This window comes from Dyella sp. AtDHG13 (assembly GCF_003201105.1).
Taxonomy (GTDB): domain Bacteria; phylum Pseudomonadota; class Gammaproteobacteria; order Xanthomonadales; family Rhodanobacteraceae; genus Dyella; species Dyella jiangningensis_B.
Genome location: NZ_QICJ01000001.1, coordinates 25,960 through 44,031, shown reverse-complemented (window position 1 = coordinate 44,031; position 18,072 = coordinate 25,960). Strand labels below are relative to the sequence as shown.

18 protein-coding genes are annotated in these 18,072 nt (G+C 65.3%); 8 read left to right on the top strand and 10 right to left on the bottom strand.

Going from position 1 to position 18,072, the window contains the following annotated elements; genetic code table 11:
• Positions 1-28: 28 nt before the first annotated feature.
• Complete coding sequence (locus tag BDW41_RS00195) at positions 29-466, bottom strand: universal stress protein (protein ID WP_074547625.1); 438 nt, start codon at positions 464-466, stop codon at positions 29-31.
• 234 nt (positions 467-700) lie between these two features.
• Here BDW41_RS00195 and BDW41_RS00190 point away from each other — a divergent pair, with 234 nt between their 5' ends.
• Entirely contained in the window at positions 701-1,135 is a 435-nt protein-coding gene (locus BDW41_RS00190; protein ID WP_074547626.1) for a universal stress protein, read from the top strand.
• A 6-nt stretch (positions 1,136-1,141) separates the two neighbouring features.
• On the opposite strand, the gene BDW41_RS00185 is transcribed toward BDW41_RS00190, so the two are convergent.
• The gene (locus BDW41_RS00185; RefSeq protein ID WP_146217272.1) at positions 1,142-1,369 is read right to left on the bottom strand and encodes a hypothetical protein; all 228 of its coding nucleotides are present in this window, start codon (positions 1,367-1,369) and stop codon (positions 1,142-1,144) included.
• 119 nt (positions 1,370-1,488) lie between these two features.
• Between BDW41_RS00185 and BDW41_RS00180 the strand changes: the two genes are divergently transcribed.
• Complete coding sequence (locus BDW41_RS00180; protein WP_074547628.1) at positions 1,489-1,716, top strand: hypothetical protein; 228 nt, start codon at positions 1,489-1,491, stop codon at positions 1,714-1,716.
• 15 nt (positions 1,717-1,731) lie between these two features.
• On the opposite strand, the gene BDW41_RS00175 is transcribed toward BDW41_RS00180, so the two are convergent.
• Together BDW41_RS00175 and BDW41_RS00170 are read right to left on the bottom strand one after the other, a co-directional pair.
• Entirely contained in the window at positions 1,732-2,733 is a 1,002-nt protein-coding gene (locus tag BDW41_RS00175) for an NAD(P)H-quinone oxidoreductase (protein WP_074547629.1), read from the bottom strand.
• Between the two features lie 22 nt (positions 2,734-2,755).
• Positions 2,756-3,745 (bottom strand): MBL fold metallo-hydrolase, encoded by a 990-nt coding sequence (locus BDW41_RS00170; protein WP_083337576.1) that lies wholly within the window; start codon positions 3,743-3,745, stop codon positions 2,756-2,758.
• Between the two features lie 434 nt (positions 3,746-4,179).
• On the opposite strand from BDW41_RS00170, the gene BDW41_RS00165 reads away from it, so the two are divergent.
• Complete coding sequence (locus BDW41_RS00165; protein WP_074547683.1) at positions 4,180-4,593, top strand: hypothetical protein; 414 nt, start codon at positions 4,180-4,182, stop codon at positions 4,591-4,593.
• A gap of 30 nt (positions 4,594-4,623) precedes the next feature.
• On the opposite strand, the gene BDW41_RS00160 is transcribed toward BDW41_RS00165, so the two are convergent.
• A complete protein-coding gene (locus tag BDW41_RS00160) occupies positions 4,624-6,270 on the bottom strand; it encodes an MASE1 domain-containing protein (RefSeq protein ID WP_158536956.1) in 1,647 nt (548 codons plus the stop codon).
• Between the two features lie 319 nt (positions 6,271-6,589).
• The gene (locus tag BDW41_RS00155) at positions 6,590-6,997 is read right to left on the bottom strand and encodes an OsmC family protein (RefSeq protein ID WP_074547684.1); all 408 of its coding nucleotides are present in this window, start codon (positions 6,995-6,997) and stop codon (positions 6,590-6,592) included.
• 319 nt (positions 6,998-7,316) lie between these two features.
• On the opposite strand from BDW41_RS00155, the gene BDW41_RS00150 reads away from it, so the two are divergent.
• From BDW41_RS00150 to pgm, 4 genes are all read left to right on the top strand, one after another.
• Positions 7,317-8,816 carry an efflux transporter outer membrane subunit gene (locus tag BDW41_RS00150; RefSeq protein ID WP_083337579.1) on the top strand — a complete coding sequence of 500 codons (1,500 nt, stop codon included), beginning with the start codon at positions 7,317-7,319 and terminating at the stop codon, positions 8,814-8,816.
• Positions 8,813-9,235: a GNAT family N-acetyltransferase gene (locus tag BDW41_RS00145; protein WP_083337580.1), complete on the top strand. Its 423-nt coding sequence runs from the start codon at positions 8,813-8,815 to the stop codon at positions 9,233-9,235. The genes BDW41_RS00150 and BDW41_RS00145 overlap by 4 nt, the downstream gene beginning before the upstream one ends.
• A gap of 107 nt (positions 9,236-9,342) precedes the next feature.
• Positions 9,343-9,606 (top strand): DksA/TraR family C4-type zinc finger protein, encoded by a 264-nt coding sequence (locus BDW41_RS00140; protein WP_074547632.1) that lies wholly within the window; start codon positions 9,343-9,345, stop codon positions 9,604-9,606.
• Between the two features lie 187 nt (positions 9,607-9,793).
• Positions 9,794-11,446 (top strand): phosphoglucomutase (alpha-D-glucose-1,6-bisphosphate-dependent), encoded by a 1,653-nt coding sequence (gene pgm, locus BDW41_RS00135; protein WP_074547633.1) that lies wholly within the window; start codon positions 9,794-9,796, stop codon positions 11,444-11,446.
• A gap of 310 nt (positions 11,447-11,756) precedes the next feature.
• On the opposite strand, the gene BDW41_RS00130 is transcribed toward pgm, so the two are convergent.
• The 4 genes from BDW41_RS00130 to BDW41_RS00115 all read right to left on the bottom strand — a co-directional run bounded on the left by BDW41_RS00130 (position 11,757) and on the right by BDW41_RS00115 (position 14,007).
• Entirely contained in the window at positions 11,757-12,782 is a 1,026-nt protein-coding gene (locus BDW41_RS00130) for an aldo/keto reductase (RefSeq protein ID WP_074547634.1), read from the bottom strand.
• Positions 12,783-12,932: 150 nt separating this feature from the next.
• Positions 12,933-13,286: a GIY-YIG nuclease family protein gene (locus tag BDW41_RS00125; protein ID WP_074547635.1), complete on the bottom strand. Its 354-nt coding sequence runs from the start codon at positions 13,284-13,286 to the stop codon at positions 12,933-12,935.
• Positions 13,283-13,645: a DUF2239 family protein gene (locus BDW41_RS00120; protein ID WP_074547636.1), complete on the bottom strand. Its 363-nt coding sequence runs from the start codon at positions 13,643-13,645 to the stop codon at positions 13,283-13,285. The genes BDW41_RS00125 and BDW41_RS00120 overlap by 4 nt, the downstream gene beginning before the upstream one ends.
• The gene (locus BDW41_RS00115) at positions 13,642-14,007 is read right to left on the bottom strand and encodes a hypothetical protein (protein ID WP_110301501.1); all 366 of its coding nucleotides are present in this window, start codon (positions 14,005-14,007) and stop codon (positions 13,642-13,644) included. Before BDW41_RS00115 ends, BDW41_RS00120 begins: the two co-directional genes overlap by 4 nt.
• A gap of 427 nt (positions 14,008-14,434) precedes the next feature.
• Between BDW41_RS00115 and BDW41_RS00110 the strand changes: the two genes are divergently transcribed.
• Positions 14,435-17,746: a GH92 family glycosyl hydrolase gene (locus tag BDW41_RS00110; RefSeq protein WP_233496722.1), complete on the top strand. Its 3,312-nt coding sequence runs from the start codon at positions 14,435-14,437 to the stop codon at positions 17,744-17,746.
• The last annotated feature ends 326 nt before the right edge of the window (positions 17,747-18,072 follow it).

Genomic DNA, 18,072 nt, shown 5'->3' with positions numbered 1-18,072 from the left:
ACCTCGCGGCGCCGGGCGCAACGGTGCCTCAGTGGCAGACAAGCACGGGCACGTCGGCGCGCAGCAGCACCTTGTGCGTTTCGCTGCCCAGCAGCAGGCGCGTCATGCCGCGCCATCCGTTGGAGCCCATCACGATCAGGTCGGCGTGCCTGTCCTTGCAGGCCTGCACGATGGTTTCGTAGGGCTGGTCGCCGAACTCGGCGTAACCCTCGAATGGCACACCGGCCGCATCCGCCAGGGCCTTGACCTGGTCGAGGTAGCGCTGCGCGTTGGCCTTGGCTTCCTCGTCGTAGGCGAATTCGGTGGCGGCCAGGATGGCGCCCATGTAGGCGATGGTCTGGAACGGCGAGATCACGTGGATCGCCGTGACCTTGCCCTTGGTCAGTGCGGCCTGCTCGATGCCGGTTTTCGCGGCGCGCAGGGAAACGTCGGACCCGTCGATGGGGATGAGGATGTGTTTGAACATGGCTTCCTCGCTGAATGCCGCGGACGCGGCGAAAGAAGGCGCCTGGGGCGACGGCGGCAGCGTGACGCAGCCGTCGTGCAGCCTGTGTCACGGTGTGTGCCCGGGCCAGCTTAGGGCGACCGATCCGCGAGGCGGGCGCGTGGCGTCAATCCGCCGCATGGAGGATCAGGCGTGCACGTCGCGCCAACGCAACAGGACTAAACTTGGGGCGGGAAATCACGGGAGGCCAAGGTCATGTTCAAGAACATCCTTCTGCCGGTCGATGGTTCCGAATCCGCCCTGAAGGCCGTCGACGTCGGCATCGAGCTGGCATCCCGGCTGGGCTCGACGGTGTTTGGCGTGCACGTGTTGCCGCCGCTTTCCACCGTGTCCTTCATGTCGGAGTTGTTGCAGCACAAGCCCTGCTATACGGAGGCCGCCAAGGCGCGTGCGCAGGAGTTTCTGGACGAAGTGGCCAAGCGTGCGGCGGCGGTGCAGGTGCGATGCGAAACCGAGATCGCCTGCGATCTGCGCCCTTACGTGGCCATCGTGGCCGCTGCCGCCAAGCATCAGTGCGACCTGATCGTCATGCGCTCGCGCGGCCATGAGGGCGTGGAGCGCATGCTGCTGGGCAGCGTGCCGCACAAGGTGATGCTGAGCTGCGACATCCCCGTGCTGGTGTGCCACTGAGCGGCGTCAGATCTGGTCCGCGGGCGGCACCAGGTGATGCTTGACCTGGATGGCATCCAGGCGATCGCAAACCCAGTCGCGTTCGCGGGGCTCGGCGCGGCTCTGGATGGCGTTGGCCATGCTCATGAAGCTGGCCCAGAACTCGTCCGGGGCCGTTTTGCTCTGCACCAACCGGGGCACCGACTCGTCCAGCGCGTCGAGCATCTGGTCAAGTTGTGCATGGGAGGAAACCATGTCCGCAGCCTACACCCTCGAAACATCAAGGCCGCGCGAAAGTCTTACCCAAAGTGTCACGACGCGTTAACGGCAGGCAAGGCAACGTTATTCCCCACCCGGGATCAGGCGGTGCCTTCATGGAACGCGATCGCGAAAACGACCTGCTGAGTCGTGCCTGCGACGAGCTGATCGAGCAGAACGCCCTGTTGCAGCAAGAAGTGGAATTGCTGCGCGCGCAATTGCGCCGGCATCCGACCGGGGAAATGCAGATCCGCGAAGCCCATCGCCAGATGGACGAATGGCTGGAAACCACGCGTGGCCGCAGCCCGTTTCCTTCGGATCGCCAATCCGTCGCCGCGTATTGAGCGGGCGGCTGGGCTTTACACGGTCAACACGATCTTGCCGATGTGGTGGCCGCTTTCCATGTGGCGATGCGCATCCGCAGCGCGAAGCAGCGGGTAGGTGGCGCTGACCATCGGCAGGCAGCGTCCCTGCGCCAGCATGGGCCACACATGTTCCCGCAGCGATGCGGCGATGGCGGACTTCTCCTGCGTCGAGCGCGGACGCATGGCCGATCCCGTGACGATGGCGCGCTTGGCCATGATGGCCTGAAGGTTGACGTGCTCGGCGGTGCCGCCGCCGAGAAAGCCGATCAGCAGCAGGCGGCCGTCCCGCGCCAGCGTGGCGAGGTTGTCCGCGAAATACGCGGCGCCCATGATGTCGAGGATCACGTCCGCACCGTGGCCTTCCGTGTGCGCCATCACCACTTCCGCGAAGGACTCCTGACGGTAGTTGATCGGCTCGCCGCCCAGTTCGCGGATGGCCTCGCACTTGTCCTGCCCGCCGGCCGTGGCGAATGCGCGTATGCCGAATTCGCGGCATAGCATGAGCGCCGTCGTGCCGATGCCGCTGGTGCCGCCGTGGATCAGCGCCACGTCGCCTCGACGGGCGTGCCCCAACTGGAACAGGTTGGCCCATACCGTGAAGAAGGTCTCCGGTATGGCGGCGGCCTGCTGCATGGAAACGCCGCGCGGAATCGGCAGCACCTGTCCCGAAGGCACCACGCAATATTCCGCGTAGCCGCCGCCATTGGTGAGCGCGCAGACCGCTTCGCCGACGGCGTGCGTGATGACGCCTTCGCCCAGGGCGGCGACGGTGCCGGCGATTTCCAGGCCTGGGATGGGGTTGGCGCCGGGCGGAATGGGGTAGTTGCCTTCGCGCTGCAGCACGTCGGGACGATTCACGCCGGCGGCCTGCACACGGATCAGCACCTCGCCAGGTTTCGGTGCGGGCAGGGGCACCTGGATCGGCTGCAACACATCCGGTGCGCCGGGCGTGCTGATGTGGATTTCGGTCATCGTCGCGGGAAGCGAAGAATGCATGAAGCGCTCCGTATAAAAGGACTCACGGCTGGCCGTCGTGGGTGTGTCGTCGGCGTCTGAACCACCAGCGTAAGGAGAGGACGATGACGATCAGGAGAAGAACGGCGATCGCGCCGACCAACTGCAGCATGCGCGTTTGGCTGTAGACCGTGAACCGGTCGGACTGGCTGTAGAAGCCGTTGAACGAGGCGAGCACCTGGGGGAGTTGCGCGAGATCCTCCTTGCTCAGCGGCAGCGGCGCTTCGTCGGGGTGCCAGTTCGATCCCATTGGCTCGGTCTGTCCGTGGCGGTCCAGTTCGACATGACTGCCCAGCACATAGGTCACGAGGCGGTCGCGCAGGAACTGGTTGATGCGCGCGGCGCTGGCGCGGTCAGCCTCGGTGTCGTCGATGATCAGGCGGCCGGGCAGGAAGAAATCGCCGGAAAACACCAGCCCCGTGTTGGCATCGTAGAACGATACGTGCGAGGGATAGTGGCCGGGTGTGGCGATCACGTCGACGGTGCGTTCGCCAAGATCGATATGCGCGATGTCGTTGGGCCAGTCGTGAAAGCCGAAGCCCTCGATGACGTGCGGCAGATCGGTGCCGACGATGGCGACGTCGGGCGCGGCCGCGAACTGGCCGTCGCCGCTGCGATGGTCCAGATGCCCGTGCGTGTGCGCGATGAGCAGCGGCATGCGTTTGCCGTTCACCTGGGGCAGCAGCCCGAGCACCGTCGAGGCCAGTGGCATCTTGTTGGCGTCGGCCACGTCACCCGTGTCGATCAGCAAGGCGCGCGACGTGCCGATGAGCAGATAGATGAAAGGGCCTTCGTAGGTCTGGCAAAGGCTTTCGCGAAGCAGGTAGGTGTTCGCGTCGTAGCGATGCACTTGCAGCGGCCGCGGCGTGTGCGCCTGGCAGTTGGCGGCACCGGCGTCCCAATGCACGTTCATGTCGCCGGGCGCGGGTTGGCCGACGGCGGGCATGCCAAGCAGGCTGGCCATGCAGCACAGCACGATCATTGCGACTTTCATCCTTGCCTCGACAGGTCGGGGCGCGACCGGCGGCCGCGCATGCAGCGGGTCCGATGCGGACGGCTGCGCAAGGGTTTAGCCAGGTTGACCTACCCGCAGGGTGTCCATTCAGAAAGCAAGGAAGGTCTTCCGTGCGAAGCGTTTGCGGATGGGCGAACCCGAGCGTGCGCGTGATGGATCCGTGAAAGCCGTGAACGATGCCGTACCGCGACGAGCAAAGCGTGTCGCATGACGCGTTGCCGGCACTTACTGCGATGAAGCGAGTAGGGCAGAGTGCTGGGTCTGGTCGCGTGCCGCTACGGCGCGGGCCAGTGATGATCGACTTCGCACGGTGTCATCGGACACCTCGGACCAGGGGACCAACTATGGAGGGAAAACACATGCACCACGCTTCGGGCCGTCGTTTTCGTCAGTGGCTGACCGCAGGACTGCTGATGGCTTCCGTGACCTCGATGAGCGCCATGGCGGGCAACGCCTTGCCATCCACGGGACTGGGGCAATCGTGGCCCAACGCCACCGACGTCAGCGCCAGTCCGCACTGGCACGTGTACGTGTTCCAGCGCAATGGCGTGCAGTACGTGCAGGTCAACGATCTCAACGGCAAGGTGCGCGCGGCGGTGGCCTCGGCATCGGGCCATTTCCTCGCGTTGCCGATCGGTTCGGACGCCGCCCGCGTGGCGACGCCGGACGAGCCGCAGGCCGCTACCGGCAGCACGCAGGGCGAGATCGTCTATCAGGACAGCGCGGTGAAGGTGCTGGTCGCGCCGCAGTGCAACGGCACGGCGGCGACCTACGTGGCGGCTGGCGACTGCCACGATCCGATCGAGTGCAGCTCGCGCATCAACTGATGCCGGACTGAAAAGGCCGCCGGGGCGCTTCTAGCGTGAAGCGCTCCGGTGGTTGACCGACGAAGCCCGCAGCGAGTCGTGCAGCAGCAGGGTGACACTCACCTGCTGAGCGGTTTCGCGCAGATGCACATCACCGCCGTAGATATGCGTGCGGTCGCGGATCGACGAAATGCCCAGCCCGCTCGCGCCAAGCAGGGTCATGGCCTGCTTCCAGTGCGCTTCGTCCACGGCATGGAGACGATCCGACTCGGGCGTCGACGACTGCACCTGCGCGCGCCGCCCGGTGAGCCGCATGACCACCCAGCGCCGCCCATGTGTATGGCCGCCGCGCAGTTGCAGGTGGATGTCCTGCATGGGGCCGCGCGACAGCACGTGCACCAGCACCTCGCAGGCGAGGCGATACAGCGCCATGTGCACGTCGGGTGCGAGCTGGCTCAGCCCGCGGCCCGAAAGCTCGCATGCATACGTGGCGCCCGCCATGTGGATCGCCTGCGCGAAGGGGCCTTCGCGCAAGGTGGCGGGCACGCCGCGCTCGCGCCAGCCGCGCGGATACAACGCATTGGCCAGGCGGTGCATTTCATGTTGCGCCAGGGCGACCTGTCGTGAATACGTGCGCTCTTCGTTGGAGGGCAGCACATGTCGAAGGCGATCCAGCAGGCGGTTGTGGTTCTCGCGGATGGTGTGGCCAATGTGCTCCAGCGTGTCGGCAGCCTGCCGCAGGCGAAGTTCCTCCAGATACAACCCTTGCTGCGCGAGCTGGAAGCCACGCAGCGTGTCCATGTGCCTGGCCTGGCTTGCCTGCGACTGATGCGCGATGCGCGAGCCGAGCATGAGCAGGGTGGTGATGGCGAAGGCGATGAGCGCCTGCGCCTGGATTACCGCCGGATCGCGCACGATGGATGAGGTCATGGTGACCGCGATGCTGGCCAGCGTGCCGCCCAGGGCCGCGCCTTGCCAGCCGTGGCGCGAGGTAAGCCACACCACCGGCAGGAACATGGCGATGCGGAACACCTGCATGCTGTCGCCCTGGCTGCTGAAGACCAGCCCCATCAGCACCAGCAGTGGCGTGAGCACGCCGATGACCGTGTCCTTGGCGAGGCGGCTGCGCCACAGCGGCTCGCCATCGTGCTTGCCGGACCGGGCGAGATGGATGGCGATCACCGTCGGCGCGATCGCCAACGCACCGAGGTAGTTGCCCATGAAGTAGCCGAAGATCACCTGTGCATCGAGCATGGGAGCAGGCTGTCCGACCGGCATCTGCACGGCCATGACCACGAAAACGTCGTCGATGGCGGTCACCACGGCGCCCGCGAGAATCACGCCGAGCAGCATTGGCATGTTGATCCGGTATCGATCCTGCAGCAGCCGCGCATGGCGTCGCGCCCAGGCCACCACGGCCATCAAGGGCAGCAGCGGTGGGATGGCGGCGAGCGCCGACCAGCGCCAGCCGAAATCGTCCATGCAATGCCAGGCGTGGTAATCCACCGGGATGCATTCGCCGATCAGCAGCGCGGGCCAGTAGCGATACGGCAGCAGCAACAGGCAGGTCACGCGCAGGCCGGCGGGAAGGTTCCAGTGCGAGACCGATACATGCCGCAGCAGTACATAACTGAGCGCGTAGCCCAGGCAGACAGCCACATGGCGGCCCCAGGCGCGTGGCGCTAAAACTTCCCCCATGATGCTCTTCCCCATGATGACCGTAACTCCTCGGGCTCATGTGGCCTGAGGTCGTACGAGCGATGCGGTGTCTTCGCGCATCGCCGTCCCTCGTTCCGGCGCGGGCATCGGCTTGCCTGCCTGTGCACTTCCGGACCTTCCTCGCACCCCGAAAAGCGGTTGGGCTGCACCCTTGGTCAAGCCTGCATTCGGGCGCGGCCTTGGCTTCCAGTGATGGGACTCTCTCATAAAAGCGAGTGACGTTCCGGTGAAGGGCGTCGCATTGTGAGATGCAGCAAATACTTGCGTCCGCACTCGCCGCAGGTGCCGCGCCGACGCCTTACGCGCCCGACGTTGCTTCGCCGCGACGGCTAGTGATCTCGGCACCTTCGCGCATTGCCTTGGTCACCGGCGTGTTGGCGACGATTTCCAGCAGGCGGTTCCATTGCTCATCCGTGAGCGGGCCGGTGGCGTGCAAGGTGCGCAGCACGTGCAGGCGGCCATCGTCGTCGCGATCCAGCTGAAGCTCCGCGCGGAATTCGCCGAGGTCCCAGCCCTTGCGTTCGGCATACATGCGCAAGGTGATGGCCGTGCAGGCGGCGAGCGATGCCAGGTAGTAGTCGAACGGCGCGGGGCCCGCGCCCTTGCCGCCGAGCTTCACGGGCTCGTCGGTGACCAGCGCGTAATGGCCAGCCTCGATGCGGTGGAGATAATCGCTGTCCGTGGAGACGATGCTGGCAGATGAAATCTTGGGCATGCGCGTGGGTTCCTTGCGTGGCATGTGGCGACGCGCGGCCGGGCGGCCGGCGTGAATAACGGACGAGGTTATGCGCTGGACATTGCACCGCCAAGTGCGAGGGCGCGTGGATATGGTGCTGGCAATTGGACAAAGGTCGCGCCCGGCGGCGGCTCTTTTCACGCTACGCACCCTTGAGACGCAGGGATATAATCGGCATATCGGTGCGCAATCGCGCACGTCGCACGACGCATTCCTGCCTGGCCATCGCGGCTGCGATGCCGCGAAGCGACGCAGCGCACCTTCGCGTTTTCTTTTCCGGATATCCGCCATGCGTTCCATCGTTCTTCCTGCCGCCATTGCGCTCAGTGTCGCCCTTGCGGGCTGCGCGACCAGCCGGGGCCTGCATACCACTGGCACCCTTACCGACCCCGGCAGCCTGAAGTCCGAGCGCAGCCTAGCCGACGTGCAGCTCAGCCCCACGGCATGGCCCAAGCAGGATTGGTGGGTGAGCTATGGCGACCCGCAGCTCACGGCGCTCATCGAAGAAGCGCTGAAGAACAACCCCAGCCTCGACCAGGCACAGGCGCGCGCCCGCCAGGCGCAGGCCATCGCCGACAGCGTCAACGCCGCGCGCAAGCCGCAGGCCGGATTCGACGCGTCGATCACCGGCGCGGACCTCTCGAAGAAGAACCCGATCTATCCCGAATACGTGCTGGGCAAGTTCGCCTGGAGCAAGTCGCTCACCGCGGATTTCTCGTGGGACCTCGACCTGTGGGGCGGCAAGCGCGCCGCCTGGGAAGCCGCGCTGGGCCGCAGCCGCGCGGCGGAGATCGACGCCTATGCCGCGCGCATCGAGTTGTCGGTGAACGTGGCGCGCGCCTACGTGCAGCTGAGCCATGCGTTCGCCGAAAAGGACGTGGCCGATGCCGAGTTCGAGCGCGCCAGCCGCACGCTGGAGGTCACCCGCAAGCTGGTGAAGGGCGGGCTCGGCACGCCGCAGCAGGAGCATCTGGCCGATTCGCAGGTGGCTGGCGCCGAGCAGCAGAAGGTGGCGGCCGATCGCGCCATCGATGCGTCGCGCAGCAGCCTGTCGGTGCTGCTGGGGCAGGGGCCGGACCGTGGCCTGGCCATCGAGCGTCCGCACCTGATCGATCACGGCCCCGCCGTGCTGCCAGAGAAGTTGCCGGTGGATCTGCTCGGCCGCCGCGCCGACCTGGTGGCGGCGCGCTGGGAGATCGAGGCCTCCAGCAAGCAGATCAAGGCGGCCAAGAAGGAGTTCCTGCCGAACATCAGCATCTCCGCGGCGGCCGGACTGGTCGCCGTGGGCGCCAGCACCAACGTGCTTTCGCTGCAGGCGCGCCAATACGCCTTCGGCCCGGCGCTGAGCCTGCCGATCTTCGATGGCGGCCGCCGCCGCGCGAACCTGGCCGCCGCCGATGCCGGCTATGACGCCATGGTGGCGCGCTACAACGGCCTGCTGATCAGCGCGTTGAACGATGTCTCCGACCAGGTATCCGCGCTGACCTCGGTGCGTCAGCAGATCGCGCTGGAAAAGCGCTCGGTGGATGATGCGCAGAAGAGCTGGGACGATGCGCTGAAGGCTTACCAGGGCGGCCTGCGCGGCCCGCTTACGCCACTCACCAGTCGCCAGCAACTGCTGGTGGCGCAGCAGCGCCTTGCCTTGCTGGAAAGCCAGCAGGCCGACATCTCCATTCGCCTGATCGAAGCTTTGGGCGGCGGGTTCGATGGCACGAGCGATGTGGCGGAAATCAACGGCGCCGCGGACGCGCCGCCGCAGGCATCGAGCGCGCCGGCGGCCGTGCGTTGAGCGCCTGGCAACTGCACAGCATCGACGAGCCCGATGGCGCCGATCGCGCGGCCATCGCGGCGCCCTTGCTCGCCTACAATCGGAGCAAGGTGCCGACGCTCGATATCCAACCTTTGGTGATCGCACTGCGCGATGAGCATGGCCAGACAGTGGGTGGGTTGTGGGGCGAAACCGCACTCGACTGGCTGCACGTGGATCTGCTCGCGGTTCCCGAATCCATGCGTGGCCAGGACGTCGGCACGGCGCTGATGCAACGCGCCGAGCAGGTTGCCCGGGAGCGCGGCTGCGTGGGCGCATGGCTCGACACCTTCGCCTTCCAGGCCCGGGGGTTCTACGAAAAGCTGGGATACACCGTGTTTGGTGAGATCCCCGATCATCCGATCGGTGGCGCCCGCTACTTTCTGCGCAAGCGCTTCTGAACCGCCGCAACGTCCCAAGGCTCCCGGGGCTGGAAAAAAGCCTTTGAAGCCCTACCTTTAGCCTGTGGCGCAGCAATGCCCACAGGCACGTGGAAGAGGTGGCAACCATGGCGACAGGCTGGGCTGGCGACGGCGCCGTACAAGATCAGATCGACGCCACCGTGGAAGACGCGGTGAAGCGTGCTCGCGCCCGTTTGCAGAAGGGCCCCGGGCTCACCCATTGCGAGGAGTGCGACGCCCCGATTCCCGAGGCGCGGCGCAAGGCGGTGCCCGGCGTGCGGCTATGTGTGAATTGCCAGGCGGCGCAGGACAAGGAAGCCGCTTTCAGCGGCTACAACCGCCGCGGCAGCAAGGACAGCCAGTTGCGCTGAACGGCGGCCGACCTGCGGCCGGGGATTTCATCCGATATGCACGCCTGCGGCGCGTGGGCGTATTGACACGTGGCGCCGCGGCGAGGGTCAATGCAAGTCTTTCCGTTGACCCAGGGATGTGTTTTCGAATGACCACGCCTTACCGCTTGAGCCAGCCTGTTTTTGCCGCCTTCGGCGAGGTGCGCCGATGAGCGGCCGGCTCAGCCCGCTGGCCGGCAAGCTCGCCCCCGAGGGCCAACTGGTGGACGTCGCCCGCCTGCGCGGCGCTTATGCGGACCTGCGCCCGGACGTGGGCGTGCCCAGCCAGCGCGTGGCCTTCGGCACGTCGGGCCACCGTGGCAGTTCGTTCGAGCACAGTTTCAACGAGTGGCATGTGCTGGCCATCACCCAGGCCATTTGCGAATACCGCGCGGGGAAGGGCATCGACGGCCCGCTGTTCATCGGCATCGACACGCATGCGCTGTCTCAGCCGGCGCTGGAAAGCGCGCTGGAAGTGCTCGCTGCCAATGGCGTGCAAACCATGGTTTCCAAGGGTGGCGAATACACGCCGACGCCCGCGATTTCGCATGCCATCCTGACCTACAACCGCGGCCGCACCAGCGGCTTGGCCGACGGCATCGTGGTTACGCCCTCGCACAATCCACCCGACGGCGGGGGCTTCAAGTACAACCCGCCCAATGGCGGCCCCGCGGATACCGACATCACCGGCTGGGTGCAGAAGCGCGCGAACGCACTGATCGAGGGCGGCCTGCGCGAAGTGCGTCGCGTGCCGCTGGCCGAGGCGCTGCGCGCACCAACCACGCACGAGCACGATTATCTCGATGCCTATGTGTCCGACCTGGCGAACGTGATCGACTTCGATGCGATTCGCGGCAGCGGCGTGCATCTGGGCGTCGATCCGCTCGGCGGTTCTGGCGTGCACTACTGGGCGCCGATTGCCGAGCGTTACGGCATCGACCTGACCGTGGTCAGCGAAGCGGTGGACCCGACCTTCCGTTTCATGAGCGTCGACTGGGACGGCAAGATCCGCATGGATCCTTCCTCGTCGCATGCCATGCAGCGACTGATCGGGCTGAAGGACAGCTACGACGTGGCTTTTGCCTGCGACACCGACCACGATCGCCACGGCATCGTCACGCGCAGCACCGGCTTGCTGCTGCCCAATCACTATCTTTCCGTGCTGGTGGATTACCTGTTCCGCCATCGCCCGCAGTGGCGCAGCGACGCCGCCGTGGGCAAGACGCTGGTGAGCAGCGCGCTGATCGACCGCGTGGCCAAGCGGCTGGGCCGCCGGCTTTACGAAGTGCCGGTGGGCTTCAAATGGTTCGTCGATGGCCTGTTCGATGGCTCGCTGGGTTTCGGCGGCGAGGAAAGCGCCGGCGCGTCCTTCCTGCGCCGCGATGGCAGCGTGTGGAGCACCGACAAAGACGGCATCGCCGCCGCGCTGATGTCGGCGGAAATCGCCGCGCGCAGCGGCAAGGACCCGGGCGAGCTGTATCACAAGATGACCGACGAACTGGGCCGCCCTGTATCCGAGCGTGTCGATGCGCCGGCCAACACCGAGCAGAAGGCGCGGCTTTCCAAGCTGTCGCCCGACCAGGTGAAGAGCACGCAGCTGGCCGGCGAGAAGATCGAAGCGGTGCTGGATCGCGCACCGGGCAACGGCGCGCCCATCGGCGGCATCAAGGTGGCTTCGGCCAACGGCTGGTTCGCCGCGCGCCCGTCCGGCACCGAGGACATCTACAAGATCTACGCGGAAAGCTTCAAGGACGAAGCGCATCTGCAGCGCCTGCTGGAAGAAGCGCAGGCCATGGTGGATCAGGCGCTTGCTCAGGGGTAAGCGGGCGCGATAAGCGGGTGTCGAAAAAAGCGCGCGTCCGGAAGGGCGCGCGCTTTTGTTTTCGATGCGATAGCTCGGCTGCGGACTTTTTATAGCCGGTTCAAAATCTAGCGCGAGCGCACATTTTCCCTCTCGTCATTCCGGCGCAGGCCGGAATCCAGTGGCCTCGTGGCGCGGTTTTCGCTGAAAAGCCAAGAGCTTGACCTTGATGTTGCGCGATGACCGACCACTCTCGTCACTGGATTCCGGCCTTCGCCGGAATGACGGTGAGGGAGAAACGAGCGCCGTGGTTAATATCCCCAGCCGGCCCTTAAACCGGCGACGGATTGCGCTCCTGGAACCCCATCTGGTGCCAGTACGGATAAGCCGGCGTCACCGCACTCGCCGCATCCAGCTTCGCCACCTGTTCCTTGGTGAGGTTCCAGCCCACGGCGCCGAGGTTCTGCTTCAGCTGCTCCTCGTTGCGCGCGCCGATCACCACGGTCGATACCGTGGGACGCTGCAGCAGCCAGTTCAGCGCGATCTGCGGCACGGTCTTGCCGGTTTCGGCGGCCACTTCGTCCAGCGCATCCACCACGCGATAGAGATAGTCGTCGCTCACCTGCGGGCCCATGTCGCCCGTCTTGTGCAGTCGGCTCGTCTCGGGCAGCGGAGCGCCGCGGCGAATCTTGCCGGTCAGGCGGCCCCAGCCCAGTGGGCTCCACACCACGGCGCCCACGCCCTGGTCGAGGCCCAGCGGCATCTGTTCCCACTCGTAATCGCGGCCGATCAGCGAGTAGTACGCCTGGTTGGCGACGTAACGCGGATAGCCGTAACGGTCGGCCACGGCCAACGACTTCATCAGGTGCCAGCCGGAGAAATTCGACGCGCCCACGTAGCGGATCTTGCCGGCGCGCACCAGGTCATCGAGCGTGGACAAGGTTTCTTCCACCGGCGTCTTGGCGTCGAAACCGTGCAACTGGAAGAGGTCGATGTAATCGGTGCCCAGGCGCTTGAGCGCGGCGTCGCAGGCCTTGAGCAAATGGAAGCGCGAGGAACCCACGTCGTTGGGCTCGTCGCTGAAACGGAACGTGGCCTTGGTGGAAATGAGTACGCGATCGCGCCGGCCCTTGATGGCTTCGCCGAGCACGGATTCGGCCACGCCGTTGGAATAGATGTCCGCGCTGTCGAACATGGTGAGCCCGGCGTCCAGGCATACATCCACCAGCCGCTTGGCTTCCGCGACGTCCGTATTGCCCCAGGCGCCGAAAAACTCGCCCTTGCCGCCGAACGTGCCCGTGCCGAAGCTGAGCACGGGCACCTTGAAGCCCGATGCACCCAAATGCCGATATTCCATGGGAAACCTCTGTGCGTGAGTGGGGAGGAGGGTGATGTTCTATAGTTCCAAGATACGGAACTATCGCGAACTAGGCAAACATGCCGGGGCCATCCTCGCGCGGGCGGCGCAAGCGTTATGTGTTCGCGCGGTCCAGCCTCCCGACCGCCGCTAGAGGTAGGACTGTTCGGACCCCACCGGAACGCGGGCTCGCCAATGGGCAAGCAGGCGCGCCACTTCCGCCTTGTAGTCGAAGTCAGGCTCGGGGCGCTCATCGACCTGGGCGAGCACCTCGAATACGAAATTCGCCTCACCCAGCGCGCGCCAGTCGTCCATCAGCGCCTTGTTGCGATGCGTGCCCAGCGTCAGCTCGGTGCGGTGGCGATTGATGGCGCCCGTGAGGCTGGCGCTCTGGTCGATGAGCATCCTCCCGCTGACGAGGTTCCTGATCGCGAAGACGCCCATCGGCCGCAGCGCCAACTTGTACGCCTGCATGAGTGCCTTGCGTCTGCTGCGGTCCATCATGCGATGCCTTCGGACGTGCTGTGGGTGCGCATGGCGTCCATAAGCCCGTTGATATGTTCACGGATCGGTTGCGGCCACAAAACAGTGTGGCGTTGCAGGCTCGCTGCGTCATCGGCAAAGAGGGCGCGCACGGCGTCCTCGAAATGCGGTCGGTCGCCAGCCATGTCGCGCATGTACCAATAGCACTCCTCCTTGATGCGCGTGGCGCGGTATCGGCCGTCCGCATCGCGGCTGGCGTTCTGCACCAGCATGCGCAGGCTGGCGTCGATGCCGCGCGGTTGCGCTTCCAGCCATGCCCAATGACGCGGCAACAGGCGGACGCTCCTTTCGTCGTGCCGTGGCAGGTTGGGTGCGTTCATGGCGTTTTCTCCCCAAGTGGCAAAGGCATGTCCTGCAGTGGCAGCAGGCGCGAATCCTCGATGGCCGCGGTGCGATGGCCGAGCCCGGCCAGATAGGCCTCGTGCTGTGCAAAACCCAGGAATGCCTCCACGCTGTGCTGCCGGATCAGCATGGCCATGTCCCATCGCTCGTCAGCGGGCCCGATAAGAAAGGGGCCGCCACTGCCCAGGAATTGAATGTCCCCGCCGGATTCGCGCAGGAACGGCAGCGTATGGGCGATGTAGCGACGAAAGGCGGCTTCCCCGGTGATGGGCGCGGGCGGCGCCAGGTCCGGTGTTGCGGTGTAGTCGGCGATATCGCGAAAGCGCAGCAGATTGAGCATGACGAGGCTTCCGCGCAGCTGGCGGGAGACAAAGGCACGTCCCGCCGTTTCGGTGGGTTGCAGGTATCGGGTAGGTGGGAGGGATGCCATGGAGCGAATCCTTGTTGGCGGCGGGGTTGACGGCAGGCGCCTAAATATACCCGGGTATAATTTGCCTGGCAATAACACCCGGGCAAAATATCTGTCTGCCTTCTGCGCCGCAGCAAGCTTCTGGATGGCAGCCGCGCTAGAGTCGACCGGCGTCCGAAGCCAGGGTCACCGTCGCGTGGCCCTTTTTCGGGTCTTGAATTTGGATCGATCCAATTTCTATGATGGGATCGCGGGCGAACACGGGGAAGGGGAGATACGGATAGTGCGTAAGGACTTGGCTCGTTGCGTGTTGGGTGTCTCCATATCCCTGGGCCTTGCGACGGTTTCGCAAGGCGCCATGGTCGCTTCGGGCTTCGCCACCTCGTTCGAGGCGGGTGACGCCCAACCGGTATCGGCCAGCGTTTCAGGCTGGCGCATGAGCGTGGTACCCGGCCCCGGCAAGGAGGAATCCCTCACCTCCCGGCCGGGCGCCGGCTTTACCGGTGTTCGCACCCTTCGCTACGAAGCCGATGCCGTCACCGACGCGCGCGAACGCCGCGCCACGCTGTATCGGCTGAAGCAGCCGGTGACGGCCGCCACGCATCTGTCCTACGTGGTGCTACCCGCGGACGCCGCAGGCCAGGCGCGCGGCTATGCGCAGTACGTGGCTGTCGATCTGGTGTTCGCCGATGGCACGCGGCTCTCATCGCTCAACGCCGTGGATCAGCATCGCGTGCCGGCCAACGCCGCCGCGCAAGGCAAGTCCCGCGTGCTGCACGACAACCAGTGGAATGCGCTGGACATCGATGTCGGTGCGGTGGCCGCCGGCAAGACAGTGACCGCCATCGAACTGGTGGAGAACGCCCCCAAGGGAACCGAAGCCTTTCACGGCTACGTCGATGATCTGAGGCTGGTCGATGCGCCCGTCGCCAACGCGAATGCCGAGCCCCATACCTATGTGGACACGCGCCGCGGAACCAACGCGAACGCGCATTTCTCACGCGGCAATAATTTCCCGGCTGTAGCGTTGCCGCACGGCTTCAATTTCTGGACGCCGACCACGCAGGCCGGCTCCGACTGGATCTACCAATACCAGGATCGCAACGGATCCGATAACCATCCGCGCATCCAGGCGTTTGCGTTGAGCCACGAGCCCAGCCCGTGGATGGGTGATCGGCAGACATTTCAGGTCATGCCCGCGGCCGTGCCGGCCGGTGCGCCGCCGCTCGATCGTGACGCCCGCTCGCTGAGCTTCACGCATGATCACGAAATCGCCCGCGCCGACCTGTATCAGGTGACCTTCGACAACGGCATCACGGCCGCGATGACGCCGACCGATCATGCAGCGATGATGCGCTTCACCTTTACCGGCGACCGCTCGCAGCTGGTGTTCGACAATCGCAATGACAAGGGCGGTATCGAGCTCGATGCCGGGCACGGCAGCATCAGCGGCTACTCGGATGTGGCAAGCCACCTGTCGACGGGCGCGACGCGGCTGTTCTTCTACGCCACGTTTGATCGTCCGGTGACGGAAAGCGGGCGCCTGAGCGGGCAGGGGCGCGATCATGTTGCCACATGGTTCGGTTTCGACACGCATGCCGACAAGACCGTGACCATGCGCATCGCCACATCGCTAATCAGCCTGGAGCAGGCCAAGCGCAATCTCGATCAGGAAATAGCCGCGGACGACAGCTTCGACAGCGTCCAGGCCCGCGCCGCGCAGAGCTGGGACAAGATGCTCGGCCGCATCGAGATTCCAGGCGCCAGTGTCGGCGACAAGGTCACGCTGTACTCCAACCTCTATCGCCTGTTCCTGTATCCCAACGAAGCCTTCGAGAACGTGGGCACGGCGCAGCACCCGGATTACCGCTACGCCAGCCCGTTCTCCGCCGCCGTCGGCGCCAGCACGCCCACGCAGACCGGTGCGCGCGTGCTGCCCGGCAAGCCTTACGTCAACAACGGCCTGTGGGATACCTATCGCACCGCGTGGCCGGCCTATGTGCTGCTGACGCCACACCAGGCGGGCGAGATGATCGACGGCTTCGTGCAGCAGTATCGCGATGGCGGCTGGATCGCCCGCTGGTCGTCGCCCGGCTATGCGGATCTCATGGTGGGCACCAGTGCCGATGTCGCCTTTGCCGATGCATGGAACAAGGGCATCCGCAACTTCGATGTGCGCTCGTTCTATCAGGCCGCGCTGAAAGACGCGACCGTGGTCAGCGACGTGCCCGGTGCGGGCCGCAAGGGCATCGCGCGCTCGGTGTTCAAGGGCTACGTCGACAACAGCACCGACGAAGGCCTGTCGTGGTCGATGGCCGGCTATCTCAACGACTTCGGCATTGCCGAACTGGCGCAGACCTTGTCCAGCGACCATGACGCTGCCGATCCATATGCAGCGCACTATGCGGACGACGCCCGCTATTTCCGCAGCCGCTCGCTCAACTACGTGAACCTGTTCAACGCGGCGGCGGGCTTCTTCATGGGCCGCAAGCCCGATGGTTCATGGCGCATCGATGCAGCGCAGTTCGATCCGTTTGCCTGGGGTGGTGACTACACCGAAACCAACGCCTGGAACATGACCTTCGACGGCGTGCACGACGGGCAGGGGCTGGCCAATCTCTACGGCGGCGTCGACGGCCTGGCAAAGAAGCTCGACGCGTTCTTCGACGCGGGCAATCAATTCCACACCGACGCCTACGGCGGCATCATCCACGAGATGCTGGAGGCGCGCGACGTGCGCATGGGCCAGTACGGCCACAGCAACCAGCCCTCGCACCACATCCTCTACATGTACGACCTGGTCGGCCAACCCTGGAAAACGCAGGACAAAGTGCGTGATGCCCTGTCGCGCCTCTACGTTGGCAGCGAAATCGGGCAAGGCTATCCGGGCGACGAAGACAACGGCGAGATGTCCGCCTGGTGGGTGTTCAGCGCCGCCGGCTTCTACCCCTTGCGCATGGGCACGCCCACCTATGCGATCGGCGCGCCGTACTTCCCGCACATGATCATCCACCTGGACAACGGCAAGATCATCGACATCCGCGCGCCGGACGTGAGCGACCGCAACCGTTACATCCAGGGCATGACCCTCAACGGCAAACCGTACGACCGCAGTTGGCTGGCACATGCCGACCTTGCCAACGGCGCGGTGCTCGACTTCCGCATGGGCGCACAGCCTTCGCAGTGGGGCAGCGCCGAGGGCGAAGCGCGTTTGCCTTCGATCACCACTGGCCATGCCGCACCCGCGCCACTGGTCGATCTGGCTGACAGCGAAGGCGCACGCGTAACCGTGGCCAGCGACGCAACGGCCGCACGCGCATTGAGCGACAACACCTCCGACACAGAAGCCACACTTCGCGGTTCCGAGCCCACCGTGCAACTCGACCTGCAGCAACCACAGCAGGTCACCATGTACACACTCACCTCATCCGCCAAACCCGGCCACGACCCGAAGGCATGGAAGCTCGAAGGCTCCAGCGACGGCACTCACTGGGTAGCGCTGGACGAGCGACGCGCGGAAGCTTTCCCCTGGCGTCGCCAGACGCGCGCGTTCGGCGTGGCGCACCCGGGTGCCTATGCGCACTATCGCTGGCGCGTGGAGAAGGGCGAGGGTTCGGGTGGAGCGATGTTGTCGGAGGTGGAATGGTTGGGAGTGGTGAGAGACCACTAAGCAAGACCTCACACTCGTTCTCATTGCTGCACGACAACACAGGCGTTAAATGCGCTGTGTCGTCGTGCGCACAGTACGCAACGATGGGCTTTCGGCATGCAAGGTGCCGGCGTGCGATGCGCAACGATCTACGGCATTCCTGATGCTTTTGCGCGCGCAGATGCGATGGCGTTCGACAGTTATCGGTTATTTGCGCGCGGGTTAATGTTCAGCGCGTCTTCGTCGCGATCAGATTTCTATAGACGGATTTGAATCTTAAGCGTCACTACAAGCCGGCCTTTGGCCGGCTTTTTTTTAAAGGGAACCGTCTAACTTGATTGACAGAC

Coding starts and splice junctions, on each gene's coding strand:
- BDW41_RS00195 (WP_074547625.1), bottom strand. CDS start 466: ATGTTCAAACACATCCTCATCCCCATCGACGGGTCCGACGTTTCCCTG.
- BDW41_RS00190 (WP_074547626.1), top strand. CDS start 701: ATGTTCAAGAACATCCTTCTGCCGGTCGATGGTTCCGAATCCGCCCTG.
- BDW41_RS00185 (WP_146217272.1), bottom strand. CDS start 1,369: ATGGTTTCCTCCCATGCACAACTTGACCAGATGCTCGACGCGCTGGAC.
- BDW41_RS00180 (WP_074547628.1), top strand. CDS start 1,489: ATGGAACGCGATCGCGAAAACGACCTGCTGAGTCGTGCCTGCGACGAG.
- BDW41_RS00175 (WP_074547629.1), bottom strand. CDS start 2,733: ATGCATTCTTCGCTTCCCGCGACGATGACCGAAATCCACATCAGCACG.
- BDW41_RS00170 (WP_083337576.1), bottom strand. CDS start 3,745: ATGAAAGTCGCAATGATCGTGCTGTGCTGCATGGCCAGCCTGCTTGGC.
- BDW41_RS00165 (WP_074547683.1), top strand. CDS start 4,180: ATGGCTTCCGTGACCTCGATGAGCGCCATGGCGGGCAACGCCTTGCCA.
- BDW41_RS00160 (WP_158536956.1), bottom strand. CDS start 6,270: ATGGGGGAAGTTTTAGCGCCACGCGCCTGGGGCCGCCATGTGGCTGTC.
- BDW41_RS00150 (WP_083337579.1), top strand. CDS start 7,317: ATGCGTTCCATCGTTCTTCCTGCCGCCATTGCGCTCAGTGTCGCCCTT.
- BDW41_RS00140 (WP_074547632.1), top strand. CDS start 9,343: ATGGCGACAGGCTGGGCTGGCGACGGCGCCGTACAAGATCAGATCGAC.
- pgm (WP_074547633.1), top strand. CDS start 9,794: ATGAGCGGCCGGCTCAGCCCGCTGGCCGGCAAGCTCGCCCCCGAGGGC.
- BDW41_RS00130 (WP_074547634.1), bottom strand. CDS start 12,782: ATGGAATATCGGCATTTGGGTGCATCGGGCTTCAAGGTGCCCGTGCTC.
- BDW41_RS00125 (WP_074547635.1), bottom strand. CDS start 13,286: ATGATGGACCGCAGCAGACGCAAGGCACTCATGCAGGCGTACAAGTTG.
- BDW41_RS00120 (WP_074547636.1), bottom strand. CDS start 13,645: ATGAACGCACCCAACCTGCCACGGCACGACGAAAGGAGCGTCCGCCTG.
- BDW41_RS00115 (WP_110301501.1), bottom strand. CDS start 14,007: ATGCTCAATCTGCTGCGCTTTCGCGATATCGCCGACTACACCGCAACA.
- BDW41_RS00110 (WP_233496722.1), top strand. CDS start 14,435: ATGGTCGCTTCGGGCTTCGCCACCTCGTTCGAGGCGGGTGACGCCCAA.